The 18,977-nt window shown below is 71.6% G+C and carries 15 protein-coding genes; 10 read left to right on the top strand and 5 right to left on the bottom strand.

Features of this window, described 5'->3' with window-relative positions; all coding sequences use genetic code 11:
- Positions 1–158 precede the first annotated feature (158 nt).
- Entirely contained in the window at positions 159–1,046 is an 888-nt protein-coding gene (locus ACFW9D_RS19785) for a L,D-transpeptidase family protein (RefSeq protein ID WP_384623435.1), read from the bottom strand.
- 215 nt (positions 1,047–1,261) lie between these two features.
- Between ACFW9D_RS19785 and ACFW9D_RS19780 the strand changes: the two genes are divergently transcribed.
- Positions 1,262–2,842, top strand: coding sequence for a methylmalonyl-CoA mutase (locus ACFW9D_RS19780; RefSeq protein WP_384623433.1), 1,581 nt, complete (start codon positions 1,262–1,264; stop codon positions 2,840–2,842).
- A gap of 359 nt (positions 2,843–3,201) precedes the next feature.
- Positions 3,202–3,858: a leucine efflux protein LeuE gene (leuE, locus tag ACFW9D_RS19775; protein WP_384623431.1), complete on the top strand. Its 657-nt coding sequence runs from the start codon at positions 3,202–3,204 to the stop codon at positions 3,856–3,858.
- Here the strand turns inward: leuE and ACFW9D_RS19770 are convergent.
- Positions 3,855–5,396 (bottom strand): FAD-dependent monooxygenase, encoded by a 1,542-nt coding sequence (locus tag ACFW9D_RS19770; RefSeq protein WP_384623429.1) that lies wholly within the window; start codon positions 5,394–5,396, stop codon positions 3,855–3,857. The genes leuE and ACFW9D_RS19770 overlap by 4 nt on opposite strands.
- Before the next feature lie 76 nt (positions 5,397–5,472).
- On the opposite strand from ACFW9D_RS19770, the gene ACFW9D_RS19765 reads away from it, so the two are divergent.
- The gene (locus ACFW9D_RS19765; RefSeq protein WP_384623427.1) at positions 5,473–6,159 is read left to right on the top strand and encodes a TetR/AcrR family transcriptional regulator C-terminal domain-containing protein; all 687 of its coding nucleotides are present in this window, start codon (positions 5,473–5,475) and stop codon (positions 6,157–6,159) included.
- Between the two features lie 69 nt (positions 6,160–6,228).
- Here ACFW9D_RS19765 and ACFW9D_RS19760 read toward each other — a convergent pair whose 3' ends face one another.
- From ACFW9D_RS19760 to ACFW9D_RS19750, 3 genes are read right to left on the bottom strand one after another with little or no spacing between them, the layout of a single operon-like run.
- Complete coding sequence (locus tag ACFW9D_RS19760; RefSeq protein WP_188337236.1) at positions 6,229–7,371, bottom strand: acyltransferase; 1,143 nt, start codon at positions 7,369–7,371, stop codon at positions 6,229–6,231.
- Entirely contained in the window at positions 7,368–8,705 is a 1,338-nt protein-coding gene (locus tag ACFW9D_RS19755; protein WP_384623425.1) for a polysialyltransferase family glycosyltransferase, read from the bottom strand. The genes ACFW9D_RS19760 and ACFW9D_RS19755 overlap by 4 nt, the downstream gene beginning before the upstream one ends.
- Complete coding sequence (locus ACFW9D_RS19750) at positions 8,702–9,679, bottom strand: glycosyltransferase family 2 protein (protein WP_384623423.1); 978 nt, start codon at positions 9,677–9,679, stop codon at positions 8,702–8,704. The genes ACFW9D_RS19755 and ACFW9D_RS19750 overlap by 4 nt, the downstream gene beginning before the upstream one ends.
- Positions 9,680–9,878: 199 nt before the next feature.
- On the opposite strand from ACFW9D_RS19750, the gene ACFW9D_RS19745 reads away from it, so the two are divergent.
- From ACFW9D_RS19745 to ACFW9D_RS19715, 7 genes are all read left to right on the top strand, one after another.
- Positions 9,879–11,186, top strand: a complete 1,308-nt coding sequence (locus ACFW9D_RS19745) for a DUF6716 putative glycosyltransferase (RefSeq protein ID WP_384623421.1) — start codon at positions 9,879–9,881, stop codon at positions 11,184–11,186.
- A gap of 53 nt (positions 11,187–11,239) precedes the next feature.
- Positions 11,240–12,496, top strand: coding sequence for a cytidylyltransferase domain-containing protein (locus tag ACFW9D_RS19740; RefSeq protein ID WP_384623419.1), 1,257 nt, complete (start codon positions 11,240–11,242; stop codon positions 12,494–12,496).
- Positions 12,497–12,512: 16 nt separating this feature from the next.
- Positions 12,513–13,454, top strand: coding sequence for an N-acetylneuraminate synthase family protein (locus tag ACFW9D_RS19735; protein ID WP_188337231.1), 942 nt, complete (start codon positions 12,513–12,515; stop codon positions 13,452–13,454).
- A 75-nt stretch (positions 13,455–13,529) separates the two neighbouring features.
- On the top strand, positions 13,530–14,582 hold the full coding sequence (locus ACFW9D_RS19730) for a hypothetical protein (RefSeq protein ID WP_384623417.1): 1,053 nt from the start codon (positions 13,530–13,532) through the stop codon (positions 14,580–14,582).
- Between the two features lie 546 nt (positions 14,583–15,128).
- Positions 15,129–16,379 (top strand): M20 family metallopeptidase, encoded by a 1,251-nt coding sequence (locus ACFW9D_RS19725; protein ID WP_384623439.1) that lies wholly within the window; start codon positions 15,129–15,131, stop codon positions 16,377–16,379.
- A 217-nt stretch (positions 16,380–16,596) separates the two neighbouring features.
- Positions 16,597–17,652 carry a BMP family protein gene (locus ACFW9D_RS19720; protein ID WP_188337228.1) on the top strand — a complete coding sequence of 352 codons (1,056 nt, stop codon included), beginning with the start codon at positions 16,597–16,599 and terminating at the stop codon, positions 17,650–17,652.
- A gap of 237 nt (positions 17,653–17,889) precedes the next feature.
- Entirely contained in the window at positions 17,890–18,945 is a 1,056-nt protein-coding gene (locus tag ACFW9D_RS19715; protein WP_188337227.1) for a BMP family protein, read from the top strand.
- Positions 18,946–18,977 lie beyond the last annotated feature (32 nt).

Raw genomic sequence — 18,977 nt, 5'->3', positions numbered from 1 at the left:
GGGCGATTTACTGATAGTCCCTACGGTTCACGGGCGCGAGCAGCCGCGGGGTTTCCCCCCGACCGTGGGGCTTTGTGCCACGGGGGTGGGTGGGACACGTTCCCCCGGTCCCACCCACGCCCTCTCCTCTCTTCCGCCTCAGCCCCCGAGTGCGGGGCTCACCAGTAGACGACGACTTTGTCGCCGGTGCGGACCTGGTCGAAGAGGGACGCGATCTTCGCCTCGTCCCGCACGTTCACACAGCCGTGCGAGGCTCCCGCGTAGCCGCGGGCCGCGAAGTCCGACGAGTAGTGCACGGCCTGGCCGCCGCTGAAGAACATCGCGTACGGCATGGGCGTGTGGTAGATCGTCGAGACGTGGTGCCGGGACTTGAAGTCCACGTGGAAGACGCCCTCGCGGGTCGGCGTGTACTGCGAGCCGAAGCGCACGTCCGTCGTCATCAGCCGCTTGCCGTCGATCATCCAGGTCAGGGTCCGGCTGGTCTTGCTGATGCACATCACGCGGCCCGTCATGCAGCGCGGATCCGGCTTCGCCGCCGGCTGCCCGCCCGCCGCGTACAGCTCGTCGCGGGTCGGCGTGTGCGTCATCTTCAGCAGCCGCTCCCAGGTCACCGAGTCCGTCGTGCCGGTCCGGGGCAGGCCGCGCTTGCCCTGGAAACCCTTGACGGCCCGGGTCGTCGCCGGCCCGTACGTGCCCGTCGGCCCCTCGAACAGCCAGGCCACCTGACGCAGCCGGGCCTGCAGCTCCCGCACGCCCTTGCCCTGGTCGCCCGGCTTGTACAGGGTCCTGGGCGCGGGTGTCGGCGAGGCGGAGGGCTTGGCGTCGTCGGACGCGGCGGCCTCCGGCGCGGAGGACTTCGCGGCCGGCTTCGGCGAGGCCGGGCCGGAGGAGGCGGCGCCCGGAGTGGTGCCGGTGGCCGTGGTGCCGGGGGGCTTCGCGTGCCCGTCGGTCTGCACGGCCTGCGCCGTGCACCCGCCGACCAGCGCCAGCACGCCGGCGACCGACAGTGTGGCCCGGATGGAATTCCTTGTGACAGCTGTCCGCATGGCGTCCCCCGCCCGTCGCGCCGTTCTCTCTTGTCTGCACAGATGCTGCCCGAGCGTAAATGGTTGCGAACGCGGCGCGGAGGCAGCGTCACACGGCCCGTGCGAGTCTGTGAGCAAGGTCCCAGCGTGGGCCCCTCCACTCCCCGCAGGCCCGCCGCTACAGTCCGTCGCGAAGGTCGGCTAGCACGGTCCGTCACACCGCTGGAGGCACCACCATGGCGCGCGAATCCGAGTCCGGACTGCCCATCGAGCCGGTGTACGGCCCGGCCGCGCTGGACGGCTGGGACCCGGACAGCAAGCTGGGGGAGCCCGGCGCCTATCCGTTCACGCGGGGTGTGTACCCGTCGATGTACACGGGCCGGCCGTGGACCATGCGCCAGTACGCGGGTTTCGGTACGGCCACCGAGTCCAACGCCCGCTACAAGCAGCTCATCGCGAACGGGACGATGGGTCTGTCGGTCGCCTTCGACCTGCCGACGCAGATGGGGCACGACTCGGACGCGCCGATCGCGTCGGGTGAGGTCGGCAAGGTGGGTGTGGCGATCGACTCGATCGACGACATGCGGGTGCTGTTCGACGGGATTCCGCTGGACAAGGTCTCCACGTCGATGACGATCAACGCTCCCGCCTCGCTTCTCCTCCTGCTGTATCAGCTGGTGGCGGAGGAGCAGGGGGTGCCGGCGGACCGGCTGACGGGCACGATCCAGAACGACGTGCTGAAGGAGTACATCGCCCGCGGCACCTACATCTTCCCGCCGAAGCCGTCGCTGCGGCTGATCGCGGACATCTTCAAGTACTGCCGGGCCGAGATCCCGAAGTGGAACACCATCTCGATCTCCGGCTACCACATGGCGGAGGCGGGGGCCTCGCCCGCGCAGGAGATCGCGTTCACGCTCGCGGACGGCATCGAGTACGTGCGCACGGCCGTGGCGGCGGGCATGGACGTGGACGACTTCGCCCCGCGCCTGTCGTTCTTCTTCGTGGCCCGCACGACGATCCTGGAGGAGGTCGCCAAGTTCCGGGCGGCCCGGCGGATCTGGGCGCGGGTGATGAAGGAGGAGTTCGGTGCGGAGAACCCCAAGTCGCTGATGCTGCGCTTCCACACGCAGACGGCCGGGGTGCAGCTGACCGCGCAGCAGCCGGAGGTGAACCTGGTGCGGGTCGCGGTGCAGGGCCTGGCCGCCGTACTGGGCGGCACCCAGTCCCTCCACACGAACTCCTTCGACGAGGCGATCGCGCTGCCGACGGACAAGTCGGCGCGGCTCGCGCTGCGGACCCAGCAGGTGCTGGCGTACGAGACGGACGTGACGGCCACCGTGGACCCGTTCGCCGGGTCGTATGTGGTCGAGAAGATGACGGACGACGTGGAGGCGGCCGCGCTCGAACTCATGGGGAAGGTCGAGGACCTGGGCGGGGCGGTGAGCGCGATCGAGCACGGTTTCCAGAAGTCGGAGATCGAGCGTTCCGCGTACCGGATCGCGCAGGAGACCGACTCGGGCGAGCGGGTCGTGGTCGGGGTCAACCGCTTCCAGCTCGACGAGGAGGAGCCCTACGAGCCGCTCCGCGTCGACCCGGCGATCGAGGCCCAGCAGGCCGAACGCCTCGCGCGGCTGCGCGCCGAGCGGGACCAGGCAGCGGTGGACTCCGCACTCGCCGCCCTGAAGAAGGCCGCCGGAGGTGACGACAACGTCCTCTACCCGATGAAGGACGCCCTGCGCGCCCGCGCGACCGTCGGCGAGGTATGCGACGCGCTCCGCGAGGTGTGGGGCACGTACGTCCCGTCCGACGCCTTCTGAACCCACCACCGCCTGCGCCTCGCCGGGGCCCGGGGCGGGGCTGTGTTGTTGTGCGGCTCTGCCGCGTGGCTGCGATTGTCCCTGCCTGGCGGGCGCCGGGGCAGATGTGCCCCGTCAGGGGCGCGGGGAACTGCGCGAGCAACCACGACGGCGCAGCAGCCGGCCACGGTGCTCGGCCCCTACGGCGGCGGCGCCGCAGCCCAGGCCGGACGAACCGCGCACCCGACGCCGGGCTGCCGCCTCGCCCAGGCGGGTGAGGCCGGGACGCAGACCGCCCAAGGCCAGGGCGACCGAAGGCGCGCCGTCCGGGATGCGGAATCGGTTGGGGGTAATTCGTAGGGGCGTGCGACACTCCGGCCATGCTGGGTGTCATCGATCTGCCGACCTATCTCGCGGGCCTCGTCCTCATCGTCCTCCTCCCGGGGCCGAACTCGCTGTACGTGCTCTCCGTCGCCGCTCGCAAGGGCATACGCACCGGCTACAAGGCCGCCGCCGGCGTCTGGTGCGGGGACACCGTGCTGATGACGCTGTCCGCCGCGGGCGTGGCCTCCCTGCTCCAGGCGAACGCCGTGCTGTTCGGCATCGTGAAGTACGCGGGCGCCGGCTATCTGACCTGGCTCGCCGTCGGGATGCTCCGCGCGGCCTGGGCCATGTGGCGCACCCGTCGTGAGCGGCTCGCCGCCGAGACCGGCGCGGACGAGGTGCCGGAGGCCCAGGAGCGGCCCTTCCGCAGGGCGTTCGTCATCAGCCTGCTGAACCCGAAGGCGATCCTGTTCTTCATCGCTTTCTTCGTGCAGTTCGTCGACCCCTCCTACGCGTATCCCGCCCTCTCCTTCGTGATCCTCGGTGCCTTCGCGCAGGCCGCCAGCGTGCTCTACCTGTCGGCCCTGATCTTCAGCGGCACCCGCCTCGCCGCCGCGTTCCGGCGGCGCAAGCGGCTGTCGGCCGGCGCGACCTCCGCGGCCGGCGTCCTCTTCCTCGGCTTCGCCGTGAAGCTGTCCCTGGCCAGCGCCTAGGCGGCGGGAGCCGGAGTCGGCGAGGGCCCGGTGGCCGGGACCGGAGCGGGGCCCGCGCCGAGCCCCAGCTCGGACAGGTACGCCCCGAGCCCCTCGGCGGATTCGCCCGCCCAGGCCACGTAGCCGTCGGGCCGCACCAGGAACACCCCGCGCCCGTACGCCTCGTACTCCGGCAGCCGCGCCGTCCGTATCGCCGGGCTCCCGAACGCGGCGATGTCCGCGTCCCGGTCCGGAGTGCCGAACGCGAGCAGCGTCCAGTGCGGGCCGCGGAACAGGTCGAAGAGGCGGGTGCCGCCCGGGTGCCCGTCCGGCGCCCGGTCCCCGGCGCGCAGTGCGGAGCCGGCCGTGCCGGTGCGGGTCTCCCGGCTGAGCGTGCCGTCCCGGTACCCGATGCCGAGCTGCCGCACCTCGGCGCCGCGCTGCGTCGGTCTGCCGGCGGCGCCCGCGCGGTGGATGCGGGTGCTGATCCCGAGGATGTCCGCCGCGACGGGCATCCGCTCCTCCTCGTACGTGTCGAGCAGCCGGGCCGGAGCACCGGACAGCACGGCGGCGAGCTTCCACCCCAGGTTGTACGCGTCCTGGACGCTCGTGTTCAGCCCCTGGCCGCCCGCGGGGGAGTGGACGTGCGCCGCGTCGCCGGCCAGGAAGACGCGGCCCTGCCGGAAGCGGTCGGCCATCGCCGCGCGTGCCCGGAAGCCCGAGGCCCAGAGCACCTCCGCGATGTGCTCCTCGCGCAGCGGCGTCCGGTCGACGAGGAGCCGGGTGACGCCCTGCGCCGAGGTGTCCGGCACCGCCGACTCGTCCGCGAACTGCGCCGCCAGCTGGAACACCCGCCCGCCGTCTCCACTCTCCTCGCCGTCCCGTCCGTCCTCCCCGGTCTCCGGCGGCAGCGGGCAGAACGCCACGCCCCCGCCCGGGGCCTTCGGCCAGACGTGCCAGTGCGTGCCGGGGAGCGGGGCGTCCCGGGTCACCCGTACGTCCGCCACCAGCATCGGCTTCGGGTCCACCGTCTCGCCCGACATGCCGATGCCCAGCGCCCTGCGCACCGTGGAACGCCCGCCGTCCGCCGCGACGACGTACGCCGCCCGCACCGACGAGCCGTCCGCGAACCGCGCGGTCACCCCCGCCTGGTCCTGGTCGAGGCCCGTCAGCTCCGCGCCGAAGCGCACCTCGCCGCCCAGTTCCCGCAGCCGGTCGTACAGCACCCGCTGCGTGCGGGTCTGCGGGATCAGCCACACGTTCGCCCACGGCGCCGATTCCGTCGGCTCCGCGCGCTCGACCATGTCCCACTCGGCGCCGGGCTCGGCGCCCTCCCAGACCCGCATCCTCGGGTACTCCGACCCCGCCGCGCGGATCACGTCCAGCACCCCCAGGTCGTACAGGACCTCCTGGGTCCTCGGCTGCAGCCCCTTGCCGCGCGAGCCGGGGAACAGGCCCCGCGCCCGCTCCACCAGCAGCGCCCGCACCCCGCGCCGGGCCAGGTCCGCCGCCAGCACCAGCCCGGTCGGCCCCGCTCCCACGATCAGTACCTCGGTCATGCCCCCGCACCCCGCTCCTTAACGCCGTTAAGTTCCGTACGTCAAGCATGGACTTAACGGCGTTAAACTGTCAAGCGTGGCTGAGCAGAAAAAGACGAGACTCGACAAGGCGCAGGTGGCCGACACGGCCCTGGACCTGCTGAACGACGTCGGCCTGGAGGGCCTGACGCTCCGCGCCATCGCCAAGGAGCTGAACGTGCAGGCGCCCGCCCTGTACTGGCACTTCAAGAACAAGCAGGCGCTGCTCGACGAGATGGCGACGGTGATGTTCCGGCGCATGACGGAGGTCGGGACCACGCTCGCCCCGGGCGCCGTGGCGCACCCGCCGGCGGGCCTCTCCTGGCAGGACCGGCTGCGCGAGGGGAACCGCCGGCTGCGCGCCACGCTCCTGCGCTACCGCGACGGCGCCAAGGTCTTCAGCGGTTCGCGGTTCACCGGCACGGAGCACGGCGCGCAGATGGAGGCGAACCTGCGGGTGTTCGTCGACGCGGGCTTCACCCCGGAGCAGGCGGCGTGGGCGAGCACGACCGCATACCTGTACACGCTGGGCTTCGTCACCGAGGAGCAGGGCGTGCAGCCGCTGCCCGGCGAGCGCCGCGAGGGCTACGACGTGGACGAACGTGCCGAGCGCCTGGCCGAGTTCCCCCTCGCGGCCGCCGCCGGCAGACAGCTCTTCACGTCCTACGACGAGCGGTTCGAGGAGGGCCTGTCCCTGATCGTGGCGGGCATCGAGGCCCGCTACGCAGACGGCGGCGCGAACTGATCGAGCCCTTCCCGTCCTCGAGATCGGGACGGGAAGGGCTCGCCGCGCACAGAAGCGGGTGGCGGCGGATCACCCCCGCCGCGCCAGCGCCCTCCGCAGCCGCGGTGTGGCCCACTCCTCCACGTACCGGTTGAGCAGCCACGCCAGGGTCAGCATCGCCGCGATCGTGCCCGCGAACGTGGCCCAGGACGGCAGGCCCACGCGCTGGTGGAGGAAGCCGATCGTCACCCAGCCCAGGTGTTCGTGGACCAGGTAGAACGGGTAGGTCAGTGCGCCCGCGACCGTCAGCCACCGCCAGTTCGCCCAGCGGGGCCGGCCGAGCGCGACCGCGGCCACCGCGGCGAAGCCGAGGGTGACGACCGCGATGATCACCGAGGTGTGGCGGTAGGAGAAGAAGGCCGGGTTCGGGGCGTGCCACAGGCCGGCCACCGCGTAGTGCTGCCCGACGAGCCAGCCGACCGCGACGACGCCCCACGCGGTGACGTCACGCCGGTCCCGGTGCACCAGGTACAGGCCGATGCCGCCGATGAAGAACGGCGCGTACTCCGGCATCAGGACGAGTTCGAGCAGCGGCTCGTTCGCGGCGTCGGCCAGCGCCGCAGCCATCGTCCACACCGCGCAGAACAGCAGCACCCGGTGGCGCGAGGCGCCGGGCAGGACGACGAACAGGGCGAACAGCGCGTAGAAGCGGACCTCCGCCCACAGTGTCCAGCACACCCCGAGCACCCGGTCCACGCCCAGTGGTTGCTGGAGCATGGTCAGGTTCACCAGCGCGTCGCTGGGCCCGACGGCCTCGTAGGCGACGACCGGCAGCGCGAACACCGCCGTCACCAGCACGATCGCCACCCAGTAGGACGGCAGCAGCCGGGAGGCGCGCGAGGCGAAGAAGGAGCGCAGCGGCCGGCCCCAGCCGCTCATGCAGATCACGAACCCGCTGATGACGAAGAAGATCTGCACCCCGAGACAGCCGTACGCGAACCAGCCGTGCAGCGAGGGGAACTGCTCGGCCGGTGAGCTGCCCCAGGCCCGGGACACCTCGCCGCCCCGCCCGCCGTAGTGGTAGGCCGCGACCATCAGCGCGGCGACGAGCCGCAGCCCGTCGAGGGCGTACAGGCGCGGCACGGCACGCGGGGCGGCCGGTGGCGGCGGGCCGGTGTCCACCCCGTCCGGGACGGGTATGGCGGAGGCTGCGGTCGTGCCGGTGACGGTCATCCGAGTGCTGCTCGCTTGAAGGATCGGGCCCGCCGCGCCACCCGGCGCACCGCGGCGTTGCGCGGGATGAAGGCGAGCTGGGTCGGGACGGCCCCGGGCAGGCCGAGCGAGGTCAGCCGACGGCGCTTGAAGTACCGCCAGGTGTGCGCGTTCAGATGCGCGGACAGGTAGCGCTCGGCGGCCGGGCGCAGGTCCGGGTAGATCTTCGCCTGCATCGCGAAGCCCACCGCCCGCAGCAGCTCCGTCAACTCGGAGACGGAGAAGCCCTGTTCCTGGGAGGCGACGCCCGCGCGGTCGCCCAGCTCGGGCAGCAGCGCGTCGACGATCGTGACGGGCACGCGGTTGCTGTTCTGGTACGGGGCGAGCCGGTCGAGCAGCGTCTCGGTGCCGACCCGGGCGACCGGGATCCCGTACAGGGCGGAGGCCGTGAGCAGGGCCGTCGAGAAGCAGCCGACGACGAGGGCCGGGCGGGTGCGCTGGTAGAGGACCTCGGCGAGGACCGGGGTGTCGAGGACGGTGAGCTCGACGCCGAGCGCCTCCGCCTCCTTCTCCAGCGTGCGCGACCAGCGGGCCGGAGCCGTCGGGTGCGGCTTGAACACGATGCTGCGGTGGCCGAGTTCGACGGCCCCGCGCATCATCCGGACGTGCAGCTCCTCTTCCTCCTCCGCGCTCAGGATGTCGAGCGCGGAGAGGTACTGGCCGAGCAGCAGGGCCGGTTCGCCGGGGACCTCGGGCAACGCGTCGGCCGTGTCGCCGAGTTCGGCGAGGACCTTGACGAAGGCCTCCGTCGGGACGATCTCCGGCGGGACGCCGAACTCGGTGAGCAGCAGCGGCCGCAGCCCCGGCACCAGGTCCAGATGGAGCAGCCGGCGCACCCGGGTGCCGACCAGCGGGTCGATCTTGTTGCGGGTCGGGCCGTAGCTCATCAGGCCGTCCGCGTACACGTCGACGGGCGCGCCGGTGAAGATCTGTGCGACGGCCATGGCCGGGTTCACCTGGATCGACTCGACGGCGAGCTCGACGTCGTCGTCGCCCAGGTTCCACAGGAGCCTCAAGTAGCGCTCCCACAGGGGGAGATCGTCCGGGCGCGGCGCCCAGCCGCCGGGGTGGAACGGGGCGATCGCCTCGTTCCACGACAGCACGTCGTCGAACCGGTCGCGCAGCCGCTCGAAGCCCGGCATCACGTCGACCGACGGCGTCGTCTCGGGCGTCGCCGCGTTGTTGGCGACGAGGAGGATCGTGCGGTCGACGGGCGTGAACGCCTCGGCGTCGAGCGCCGCCGCCAGCGTGGCCGTGCCGTACAGCGTGGAGGCGAGGAGGATGCGGGTGGTCACGCGGCGGCCTCCGCACTGACGGGGCGGCGGCGCAGGCGGCGCAGCCGGGTCGCCCGCTGGACGTCCATCGAGTCGAGCGCGTCGTCCAGCACCTGCTGCGGCATGCGCTTGAGCGCCGCCGCGCTGAGTGACTTCAATTTCCGCGCCACGGGCGGTTCGAACCTTTCGATGGATCCCAGATGATGGGAAATGATGGCGCAATAAGTGCGCACCGCTTTCGGAAGAAGCCGGTCGGCGTCGCGGTCCTGCGCGGTTTCCCGTACGACCTGGTCGAATGCGCGAATGAAATCGAGTTGTCGTACGTCACCGATCTGGGTCAGTGAAGAGGCGACCCCGCGCCGGTAGAAGACGCCGAGAAGTCCGACGGCCGCGAAGGATTTCGCCTCGCGGTGCAGCCGCCAGATCCACGGCCGGTCCTCCGCCGTGCGCAGCCCGTCCGTGAAGTGCAGCAGCCCCTGGTCGGCCAGCCTGCGGTGATAGATCCCGGCCCACGCGTACGCGTAGTCGACGGACGTCGAGCGGTCCGCCGGCAGGATCGCCTCGCGCGGGTCCATGACGACGTCGCGCAGCCCGTGCGGCACCCGGTGCACCGACCGCGCCCGCGCCGTGCACTGGACATGGTCCGTGCGCACGAAATCGCAGCCCAGGCCCTCTATCGCGGCCACCAGTTGCCCGTAGTACCCGGGCGCGAGCCAGTCGTCCCCGTCCAGGAACGTCAGGTACTCGCCGCGCGCCCGGTCCAGGCCGGTGTTGCGCGCGGTGGCGAGTCCCCCGTTCGTCTCGTGTCTGACGACGACCGCGCCCGGCAGCTCGCGCTCGGCGCGCGCGAGAATGTCCGGGGTCTCGTCCCTGGAACAGTCGTCGACGAGAATGAATTCGAAGTCTTCACGTGCGTTGGCGCGCAGACTTCGGAGCGTGTCTGGCGCGTATTGCTGCACGTTGTAGAACGGCACGATGACGGAGAGCTTGACCACGTCCGTGACGTTAGGCGGCCCGCCCGGCATTCGTCTTGACCGTCACCTTGATGCCAGGTGAACGACGTGTGGCGGGACCGTGAACCAGCCCTGGCGCGGCCCGAATCCCGGGCCGATTCCCCATTCGTCGGTGCGCTGTTAACCGTTTGTTGCACTCCGGTTGGGCCGCGGCTCGAAATGCCTTCCTAACTTTCTCGACGTGCCAGCAAGGAACGAGAAGACCCCCCGGGTCGCCGTGCTCGCGGACTCCGACACCCGATGGAAATGGGGTGCCCTGACCGCGGCCCGGCTCCGCAGCGAAGACGTCGCCCTCGACGGGTTTCTGCTGCGCGGCCGAGCGACCCCCACCCCCCGCCAGCTCACCGAGGTCGGCGTGCGCGCCGACCGGCTGCGCGAGGTCACCGCGGTCGAGTTCCTGCGCGAGATGGAACGCGCACCCGAAGAGTACGACGTGGTCGTCCTCGCCCTCGTGGGCGGAGCCGTCCAGGCCGTACTGCACGGACTCGCCCACGCCTGGCGCGGCGTGACCCGCCGGCCCGTCGTCGTCACCGGCTACGTCGGCGTCGTCTACGAGAAGCTCGCCGACGGTCTGCTGCTGCGCCACGGCGCGGACGTCGTCCTCGCCAACTCGGCCTACGACGCGGACCGGTTCCGCGCCGTGTACGAGGGCGTGGGCGCCGACGCCGGCTCCGTCACCGAGTGCGCGCTGCCCTTCCTCGGCGGCACCCCCTACGACAAGCCGCACGACCCGTACACCGTGGTCTTCGCCGCCCAGCCGTCCGTCCCGGACACCGTCGCCGACCGCCGCTACCTCCTCGAACGGCTCGTGCGGCACGCGAAGGCGCACCCCGACCGCGAGGTGCTCCTCAAGCTGCGCAGCAAGCCCGGCGAACACACCACGCACATCGAGGAGACCCCCTACCAGAAGCTCGCCCAGCGCCTCGAACTCCCGCCCAACGTCCGTCTCGTGTACGGGAACATGGGCGAGGTCCTCGACCACACCGACCTGCTCGTCACGGTCAGCTCCACCGCCGCCCTCGAAGCGCTGCACCGGCGGATCCCGACCGTGCTGCTCACCGACCTCGGCGTGCGCGAGGCGCTCGGCAACCACCACTTCACCGGCTCCGGCTGCCTGCTGTCCTGGGACCGGATCGACGCCGGCGAACTGCCCGCCCCCGACCCCGACTGGGTCGCCCGGCAGGGCGTCGCGGCCGACGGCACGTACGGGCAGGCCTTCGACGGCGCCCGCGCCAGGGTCGAGACGCTGCTCGCCGCCGACCGGCCGCCCCTGGAGCCCTACTACAGCCCCACCACGGCCCCCGGCTACCTGCCGCGGATCCTCGCCCGCCACCACCTCGCGCCCGACGGCAGCCCGCTGCCCGGCGCCCCGGCCGGCGACCGCGACCCCTCGGCCGTGCGCCGGGTCGTGCGCCGCGCCGCCCGGGGCGCCTACCGCCACGGAGTCCAGCGCGTCGCCCCCGTGATCCGCCGGATGGGCGAACTGTGACCGCCCCCGAAGACCGCTCCGACCGCCCCCGACTGCCCGAAGGAGAAGCGCAGATGACCGACCCCGACGCCGGCACCGCCGCTCCCGTACGCCGCGTGCTCGCGGTGATCCCCGCCCGCGGCGGATCCAAGGGGGTGCCCGCCAAGAACCTCGCCCCGGTCGGCGGTGTCCCCCTCGTGACCCGCGCCGTGCGCGAGTGCCTCGCCACCCGGTACGTCACCGACGTGGTCGTCTCCACGGACGACGCGGCCATCGCCGCCGCCGCCCGGGAGGCCGGCGCCGAGGTCGTCACCCGGCCCGCCGCCATCGCCGGCGACACGGCCACCTCCGAGGCCGCCGTGCTGCACGCCATGGACACCCACGAAGGGCTCCAGGGCGCGTCCGTCGACGTCGTCCTCCTCGTCCAGTGCACGAGCCCCTTCCTGGTCCGCGAGGACATCGACGGCGTCGTCCGCGCCGTCGTCGAGGAGGGCGCCGACAGCGCCCTGACCGTCGCCCCGTTCCACGGCTTCGTGTGGCGCGAGGGGACGGCGGACAGCGGGCAGGAACCCGGCGGCCACGGCGTCAACCACGACAAGTCCTTCCGGCCCCGCCGCCAGGACCGCCCCCAGGACCTCCTGGAGACCGGCGCCGTCTACGCCATGGACGCCCGCGGCTTCCGCCGCCACGAACACCGCTTCTTCGGCCGTACGGAACTCGTCCGCACCGACCCCGCCCGGGTCCTGGAGATCGACGACCCGCACGACCTCGCCCGCGCCCGCGCGCTGGCCCCCCTCTTCGACACCGCGGCACGCACCCTCCCCACCCGGGAGGACGTCGACGCGGTCGTCCTCGACTTCGACGGCACCCAGACCGACGACAAGGTGCTGATCGACGCCGACGGACGGGAGTTCGTCACCGTGCACCGCGGTGACGGACTCGGCATCGCGGCCCTCCGCAGGAGCGGCCTCCACATGCTGATCCTGTCCACGGAAGTGAACCCGGTCGTCGCCGCCCGGGCCCGGAAGCTCAAGATCCCGGTCCTGCACGGCATCGACCGCAAGGACCTCGCGCTCAAGCAGTGGTGCGAGGAACAGGGCATCGCGCCGGAGCGCGTGCTCTACGTCGGCAACGACGTCAACGACCTCCCGAGCTTCGCCGTCGCCGGCTGGCCCGTGGCGGTCGCGAGCGCCCACGACGTCGTGCGCGGCGCCGCACGCGCGGTCACCACCCTCCCCGGTGGCGAAGGCGCGATCCGGGAGATCGCCGGCTGGATCCTCGGCCCCTCCCTCACCTCTCGCGACTCTCTCGAACCCCTCGAAAACAAGTAAGGAACGTGTGACCCACATGTCTGCTGACAACTCCCGCCTCCGCACCTTCGGTTCGCGCACCGCGGGCCCCGGCCGCCCCGTGTACGTCACCGGCGAGATCGGCATCAACCACAACGGCGACCTGGAGAACGCGTTCAAGCTGATCGACGCCGCCGCCGAAGCCGGCTGCGACGCCGTCAAGTTCCAGAAGCGCACCCCCGAGATCTGCACCCCGCGCGACCAGTGGGACATCGAGCGGGACACCCCCTGGGGCCGCATGACGTACATCGACTACCGCCACCGCGTCGAGTTCGGCGAGGACGAGTACCGCCAGATCGACACCTACTGCAAGAAGAAGGGGATCGACTGGTTCGCCTCCCCGTGGGACACCGAGGCCGTCGCCTTCCTGGAGAAGTTCGACGTCCCCGCCCACAAGGTGGCCTCCGCCTCCCTGACCGACGACGAGCTGCTGCGCGCCCTGCGCGCCACCGGCCGCACCGTCATCCTCTCCACCGGCATGTCGACGCCGAAGCAGATCCGTCACGCCGTCGAGGTCCTCGGCTCCGACAACATCCTGCTCTGCCACGCCACGTCGACGTACCCGGCCAAGGCCGAGGAGCTCAACCTCCGCGTCATCAACACCCTCCAGGCCGAGTACCCGAACGTCCCGATCGGCTACTCCGGCCACGAGACCGGCCTCCAGACCACCCTGGCCGCCGTCGCCCTCGGCGCCACCTTCGTCGAGCGCCACATCACCCTCGACCGCGCCATGTGGGGCTCCGACCAGGCCGCCTCCGTCGAGCCGCAGGGCCTCACCCGCCTCGTCCGCGACATCCGCACCATCGAGGCCTCCCTCGGTGACGGCGTCAAGAAGGTCTACGAGTCCGAGCTCGGCCCGATGAAGAAGCTGCGCCGCGTCGCGGGCGTCGTCGCCGAGTCGGAGATCGCCGACGCCGCCGGCGAGCCGGTCGGCGTCTGACCCTCACCACCCCGACGGTCCGGCGCCCCCTATCGGGGCGCCGGACCGTCTCGGTGTCCCTCAGGAGGGGGCCGCATGTCCAGCAGCAGTACGTTCAGCAGCACGCTGTGCTTCGTCGAGAGCCCGGTGCAGCTTCTCAACGTCCTGGAGTGGGCGCACCTGGCCGGAGCCGAGGCGACCGTCGTGGTCCTCTCGCCCACGGACCCGATGACCCGCGGCCAGCTCCGGCGCATGGCCGAGCTCGCCCGCGCCGACGGGCACACCGTGCGCTGGGAGGAGGCGCGGGGCGGACCCGCCGCCCCGTTCCAGACCATCGGCGGACTCGCCGGCGCCCTGCGCGCCGCCGACCGGGTCGTCATCGGCGACCCGTTCTCCCGCTACGTCCAGCTGCTGCTGACGCTGTACTCGTTCCGCGGCCGCAGGTCCCGCGACCTCGTCGTCGTCGACGACGGCACCGCCACCATGGAGTTCGTCTCCCAACTGGCCCGCGGCGAGCGGCTCGTCCGGTGGCACCGGCGCGGCGGCCGCCCCGGCCCCCGCGACCTCGTCTTCGCCCCCGTGTCCGCCGCCGCCCGCCGCAGGCTCACCCCTGCGCCCGGCCGCACCACCGTCTCCCTGTTCACGTCGATGCCCGTCGAGGAGGTGCCCGACGGCGTCACCGTCACCACCAACGCCTACGCGTGGACCCGGGCCCGCTTCGGCCCGCCCCGCATCACCCGCGGCGCCGACCTCGTCGGCACGTCCCTGGTCGAGACCGGGGTCGTCGACCTCGACCGCTACCTCCAGGCGGTCGGCGGCCTCGCCGCCGCGCACGGCGCCACCCGCTACTTCGCGCACCGCCGCGAGAGCGCCGACAAACTGCACCGTCTCGCCGGCGAGACCGGCCTCGAAGTGGTCCGCCCCGACCTGCCCCTCGAACTGATCGCCCGCCGCGGCCCCATCGGCGGCACGATCCTCAGCTTCCCGTCCACGGTCGTGCACACCCTGCCGATCGCTCTGGAGGGCACCGGCGTCAAGGTCGCGGTCTGCGAGATCGACCCGAGCTGGCTCAGCGAGGGCGTCTCCGACCACGCCCAGGGCTTCCTCCGCGGCATCGCCGGATCGGCCCGCGGCGTCCGCACGGTCTGACTCGGACCGACCCCGGCCCCTCCACGCCGAGGCGCACCACGACCCCCGACGTCGACCGGAACACGGCCTGCGGCCCCTCCACGGCGACCCGCGTGAACGGATTCGCCTCCTCCAGGAACAGCGCCCACACGAGCGCCCCGCCCGCAGTCAGCCGCGCCGCGAACCCCTGCGACCCGTGATCACCCTCGCCGCCCCACAGCACACCGCCATCCTCTAGCCGCACCTCGACGAGTCCGTCGACGTACGCGACCTCTTCCGCCGACACCGGGACGCGCTCCAGGAGCCGGAACCCGGCGGGCACCGACGGATCGAGGCCGACGCGGTACGACCTGCCGTCGGGCAGATGCAGCGCGTCCCCGGCGGGCAGCCGGTGGCCGTCGGCCCACAGTTCGCCGACACTGGTGGAAGAAAGAGAGGTCATACCCGCCCCGGGTGATCAGCATGCGGACTCCGACGGTTTTTCTTACCCCAATCCGGCTGAACTTTTGTTGATCGCGCGTTGGTTGACCCCTGTACCGCCCTACCCTTCAGAGGGTGAACCAGTTGATGTCCCGAGAGTCCGAGGCCGACGAGCCCGGGGAGACCGCCACCGGCGCATCCCTCCCCGGCACCCTGCCCGCAGAGCTCCGTGCCGAACTCATCGCGTTCCGCCGCGACTTGCACATGCACCCCGAGCTGGGCAATCAGGAGTTCCGCACCACCGCGGCGATCAAGGCGCGCCTGGAGCGCGCCGGACTCGTACCGCGGGTGCTCGGCATCGGCACCGGCCTCGTCTGTGACATCGGCACCGGCACGGAGACGGGGGAGTGGGAGGGCGGCCGCGAGATGCTCGCGCTGCGGGCCGACATCGACGCGCTGCCCATCCCGGACACCAAGACCGACTGCGCGTACCGTTCCACGGTCCCGGACCGCGCCCACGCCTGCGGCCACGACGTGCACACCACCGTCGTGCTCGGCGCGGGGCTCGTCCTCGCCGAACTGCACCGGCGGGGCCGGCTCCCGCGCCCGGTGCGGCTGATCTTCCAGCCCGCCGAGGAGGTGCTGCCCGGCGGCGCCCCCGACGTGATCGAGTGCGGGGTGCTCGACGGGGTGCGCCGCATCATCGGCGTCCACTGCGACCCGAAGGTCGACGCGGGCCGGATCGGGCTGCGGGCCGGCGCGATCACCTCGGCCTGCGACCGCCTGGAGGTCACGCTCGACGGCCCCGGCGGGCACACCGCGCGGCCGCACCTGACGACGGACCTGGTCACGGCCGCCGCCAAGGTCGCCACCGAGGTGCCCGCGGTCGTCGCCCGCCGCGTCGACGCCCGCTCGGGCCTCGCGGTCACCTGGGGCCGCCTGGAGACGGGCCACGCGTGCAACGTGATCCCGCAGCACGCCGAGCTGTCCGGCACGGTCCGCTGCCTGGACCTGGAGTCCTGGCGGGCGGCCCCGGACCTGGTGCACGGGGCGATCCAGGAGATCGCCGAGCTGTACCGGGCGAAGCCGGTCGTCGACTACATCCGCGGCGTGCCGCCCGTGGTCAACGACCCGGCGGTCACCGAGCTGCTCCGCGACGCGATGACGGCCCGCCTCGGCGCGGACGCCGTGGAGGGCACGACGCAGAGCCTCGGCGGCGAGGACTTCTCCTGGTACCTGGAGCACGTGCCGGGCGCGATGGCCCGGCTCGGCGTGAAGGCCCCGGGCGACCGGACCAGCCGCGATCTGCACCAGGGCGACTTCGACGCGGACGAGGACGCGATCACGGTCGGCGTCGAGCTGTTCACGGCCGCCGCCCTCCTGGACGCCCAGGCCTGACCCCGACCGGCCCCGGACACCCCGAGCGAGACGCGTCCGAGGCCGATCGGCGACCGATTCGTCACCGTTCGCCGCCACGATGGACCCCACCGTCACCGGCGGGCGGCACGAATCGATAACGGCCCAGGCAAGGGCATTACGCGGCGGTTCTACGCGCGTTATCGTGCGCCGAACTGAGCGCCACACCAGGCGTGTTGGATGATTGGGGAACTTCCTGATGCGTCGAGTAACGCGGCTTACGCAGATCGCGATAGGTGTCACGGGTCTGGCGCTCGCCGCCACCGCGTGTGGCGGCACCAGCAGTGAGAACAACAAGGACGGCGGCTCCGGCAAGAACCTGGGTCTGGCCATCGCCTACGACGTGGGCGGCAAGGGCGACCAGTCCTTCAACGACTCCGCCTACGAGGGCCTGGTCAAGGCCCAGAAGGAGTTCGGCTACAAGACGGCCGACCAGGAGCCCAAGGACGGCGAGTCCGACGACGACAAGGCCCAGCGCCTGAGCAACCTGGCGAAGGCGGGCTACAACCCGGTCGTCGGCATCGGCTACGCGTACGGCCCCGCCATGAAGGACGTCGCGAAGAAGTTCCCGAAGACGACCTTCGGCATCGTGGACTCCGTCGTCGAGGGCGACAACGTGGCCTCGCTGGTCTTCGCCGAGAACGAGTCCTCGTACCTGGCCGGCGTCGCCGCCGCCAAGGCGACCAAGTCGAACCACGTGGGCTTCGTCGGCGGTGTCGACAACGAGCTGATCAACAAGTTCCAGGCCGGCTTCGAGCAGGGCGTCGCCGACACCAAGAAGGGCGTCAAGGTCGAGGTCCAGTACCTCGACGAGGACCCCGCGAAGGGCTTCGCGAGCCCCGACCTCGGTGAGGCCGCCGCCGACAAGCAGCTCGAGGACGGCGCCGACGTGATCTACCACGCGGCCGGCCTGTCCGGTCAGGGCGTGATCAAGGCGGCCGCCGAGCAGAAGAAGTGGGTCATCGGCGTCGACTCCGACCAGTACGCGCAGAAGACGCTCGACAAGTACAAGGACTACATCCTCACCTCCGCGCTCAAGGAGGTCGGCGGCTCCGTCTACACGCTGGCGAAGTCGGTGAAGGACGGCAAGCCGCTCAGCGGCGTGCAGACCTTCGACCTCAAGGTCGACGGTGTCGGCGTGGCCGAGACCAACCCCCAGTACAAGACCATCCCCGGTCTCGCCGACGCGGTCGCCAAGGCCAAGCAGGGCATCGTCGACGGCACGATCAAGGTGGACACCAAGCCGAAGAAGTGACCCCGGCGCGGCGGGGGCCGCGTCATACGTACAACGTCAAGGGCGGGCGCTGATCCCTTCAGCGCCCGCCCTTCTTCGCGTTCGCGAAGGCCTCCGGAGCGTGTGACGCGTGCCTCGTTTCTGGCCGGTAACAGGTTGGACATTAGGGGTTTTATGTTTTGTCTACGCGCGTTACTCTGCGGCGAACTCAGCGTCGGTCACTGCTGTCCCGGCGCTTGTACGAAGGAGCACTTCTCAATGCGCCGGGTTTCCCGCATAGCGGTCGCAGGCACCGCCACCGCCTCTCTCGCCCTCGCCCTCGCCGCCTGTGGCGGCACGTCCTCGGACGCCGCCAAGTCCGAAGGCGGCAAGGAGAAGGGCCTCGCCATCGCCTACGACGTGGGCGGCAAGGGCGACCAGTCGTTCAACGACGCCGCCTACGAGGGTCTGAAGCAGGCCAAGAGCGAGTTCGGCTACCAGGTCGCCGACCAGGAGCCCAAGGACGGCGAGTCCGACGACGACAAGACCGCCCGCCTGGTGAACCTGGCGAAGGCCGGCTACAACCCGATCGTCGGCATCGGCTACTCCTACGCCCCGGCCGTCAAGGAGGCCGCGGCGAAGTACCCGAAGGTCACCTTCGGCATCGTCGACGACTCCTCGGTCCAGGGGAAGAACATCGCCGACCTGGTCTTCCAGGAGAACGAGGTCTCCTACCTCGCCGGCGTCACCGCCGCCCTGAAGACCAAGTCCGACACGGTCGGCTTCGTCGGCGGCGTCGACAACGCGCTGATCAACAAGTTCCAGGCCGGCTTCGAGCAGGGCGTCAAGGACACCAAGAAGGGCGTCAAGGTCGAGGTCCAGTACCTCGACGAGGACCCCGCCAAGGGCTTCGCCTCCCCGGACCTCGGCAAGGCCGCCGCCGAGAAGCAGATCGAGGACGGTGCCGACGTCGTCTACCACGCGGCCGGCCTGTCCGGTCAGGGCGTGATCGAGGCCGCCGCCGGCGCCAAGAAGCTCGCCATCGGCGTCGACTCCGACCAGTACGGCCAGAAGGCCCTGGCGAAGTACAAGGACGCGATCATCACCTCCGCCACGAAGGACGTCGCCAAGGCGATCTTCAACCTGGCGCAGTCCGTCAAGGACGGCAAGCCGCAGACCGGCGTCATCACCGGTGACCTGAAGTCGGGCGAGGTCTCCCTGGCCGACTCCAACCCGGCGTTCAAGAGCGACGCGAAGCTCCAGGCGGCCCTGAAGAAGGCCCAGGCCGGCATCGTCGACGGCTCCATCAAGGTCGACCTCAAGCCCGCCAAGTAAGCGGTGCCACAACCGGGGTGCGGGGCGCTTCT

The sequence above is a fragment of the Streptomyces sp. NPDC059524 genome, assembly GCF_042749255.1.
Lineage (GTDB): Bacteria > Actinomycetota > Actinomycetes > Streptomycetales > Streptomycetaceae > Streptomyces > Streptomyces xanthii.
This window is presented reverse-complemented; position numbering and strand designations above follow the sequence as displayed.

Bases quoted from the DNA above. Each gene is read 5' to 3' on its own strand.
- ACFW9D_RS19785 (WP_384623435.1), bottom strand. From the start codon at position 1,046: ATGCGGACAGCTGTCACAAGGAATTCCATCCGGGCCACACTGTCGGTC.
- ACFW9D_RS19780 (WP_384623433.1), top strand. From the start codon at position 1,262: ATGGCGCGCGAATCCGAGTCCGGACTGCCCATCGAGCCGGTGTACGGC.
- leuE (WP_384623431.1), top strand. From the start codon at position 3,202: ATGCTGGGTGTCATCGATCTGCCGACCTATCTCGCGGGCCTCGTCCTC.
- ACFW9D_RS19770 (WP_384623429.1), bottom strand. From the start codon at position 5,396: ATGACCGAGGTACTGATCGTGGGAGCGGGGCCGACCGGGCTGGTGCTG.
- ACFW9D_RS19760 (WP_188337236.1), bottom strand. From the start codon at position 7,371: ATGACCGTCACCGGCACGACCGCAGCCTCCGCCATACCCGTCCCGGAC.
- ACFW9D_RS19740 (WP_384623419.1), top strand. From the start codon at position 11,240: ATGACCGACCCCGACGCCGGCACCGCCGCTCCCGTACGCCGCGTGCTC.
- ACFW9D_RS19735 (WP_188337231.1), top strand. From the start codon at position 12,513: ATGTCTGCTGACAACTCCCGCCTCCGCACCTTCGGTTCGCGCACCGCG.
- ACFW9D_RS19730 (WP_384623417.1), top strand. From the start codon at position 13,530: ATGTCCAGCAGCAGTACGTTCAGCAGCACGCTGTGCTTCGTCGAGAGC.
- ACFW9D_RS19725 (WP_384623439.1), top strand. From the start codon at position 15,129: ATGTCCCGAGAGTCCGAGGCCGACGAGCCCGGGGAGACCGCCACCGGC.
- ACFW9D_RS19720 (WP_188337228.1), top strand. From the start codon at position 16,597: ATGCGTCGAGTAACGCGGCTTACGCAGATCGCGATAGGTGTCACGGGT.
- ACFW9D_RS19715 (WP_188337227.1), top strand. From the start codon at position 17,890: ATGCGCCGGGTTTCCCGCATAGCGGTCGCAGGCACCGCCACCGCCTCT.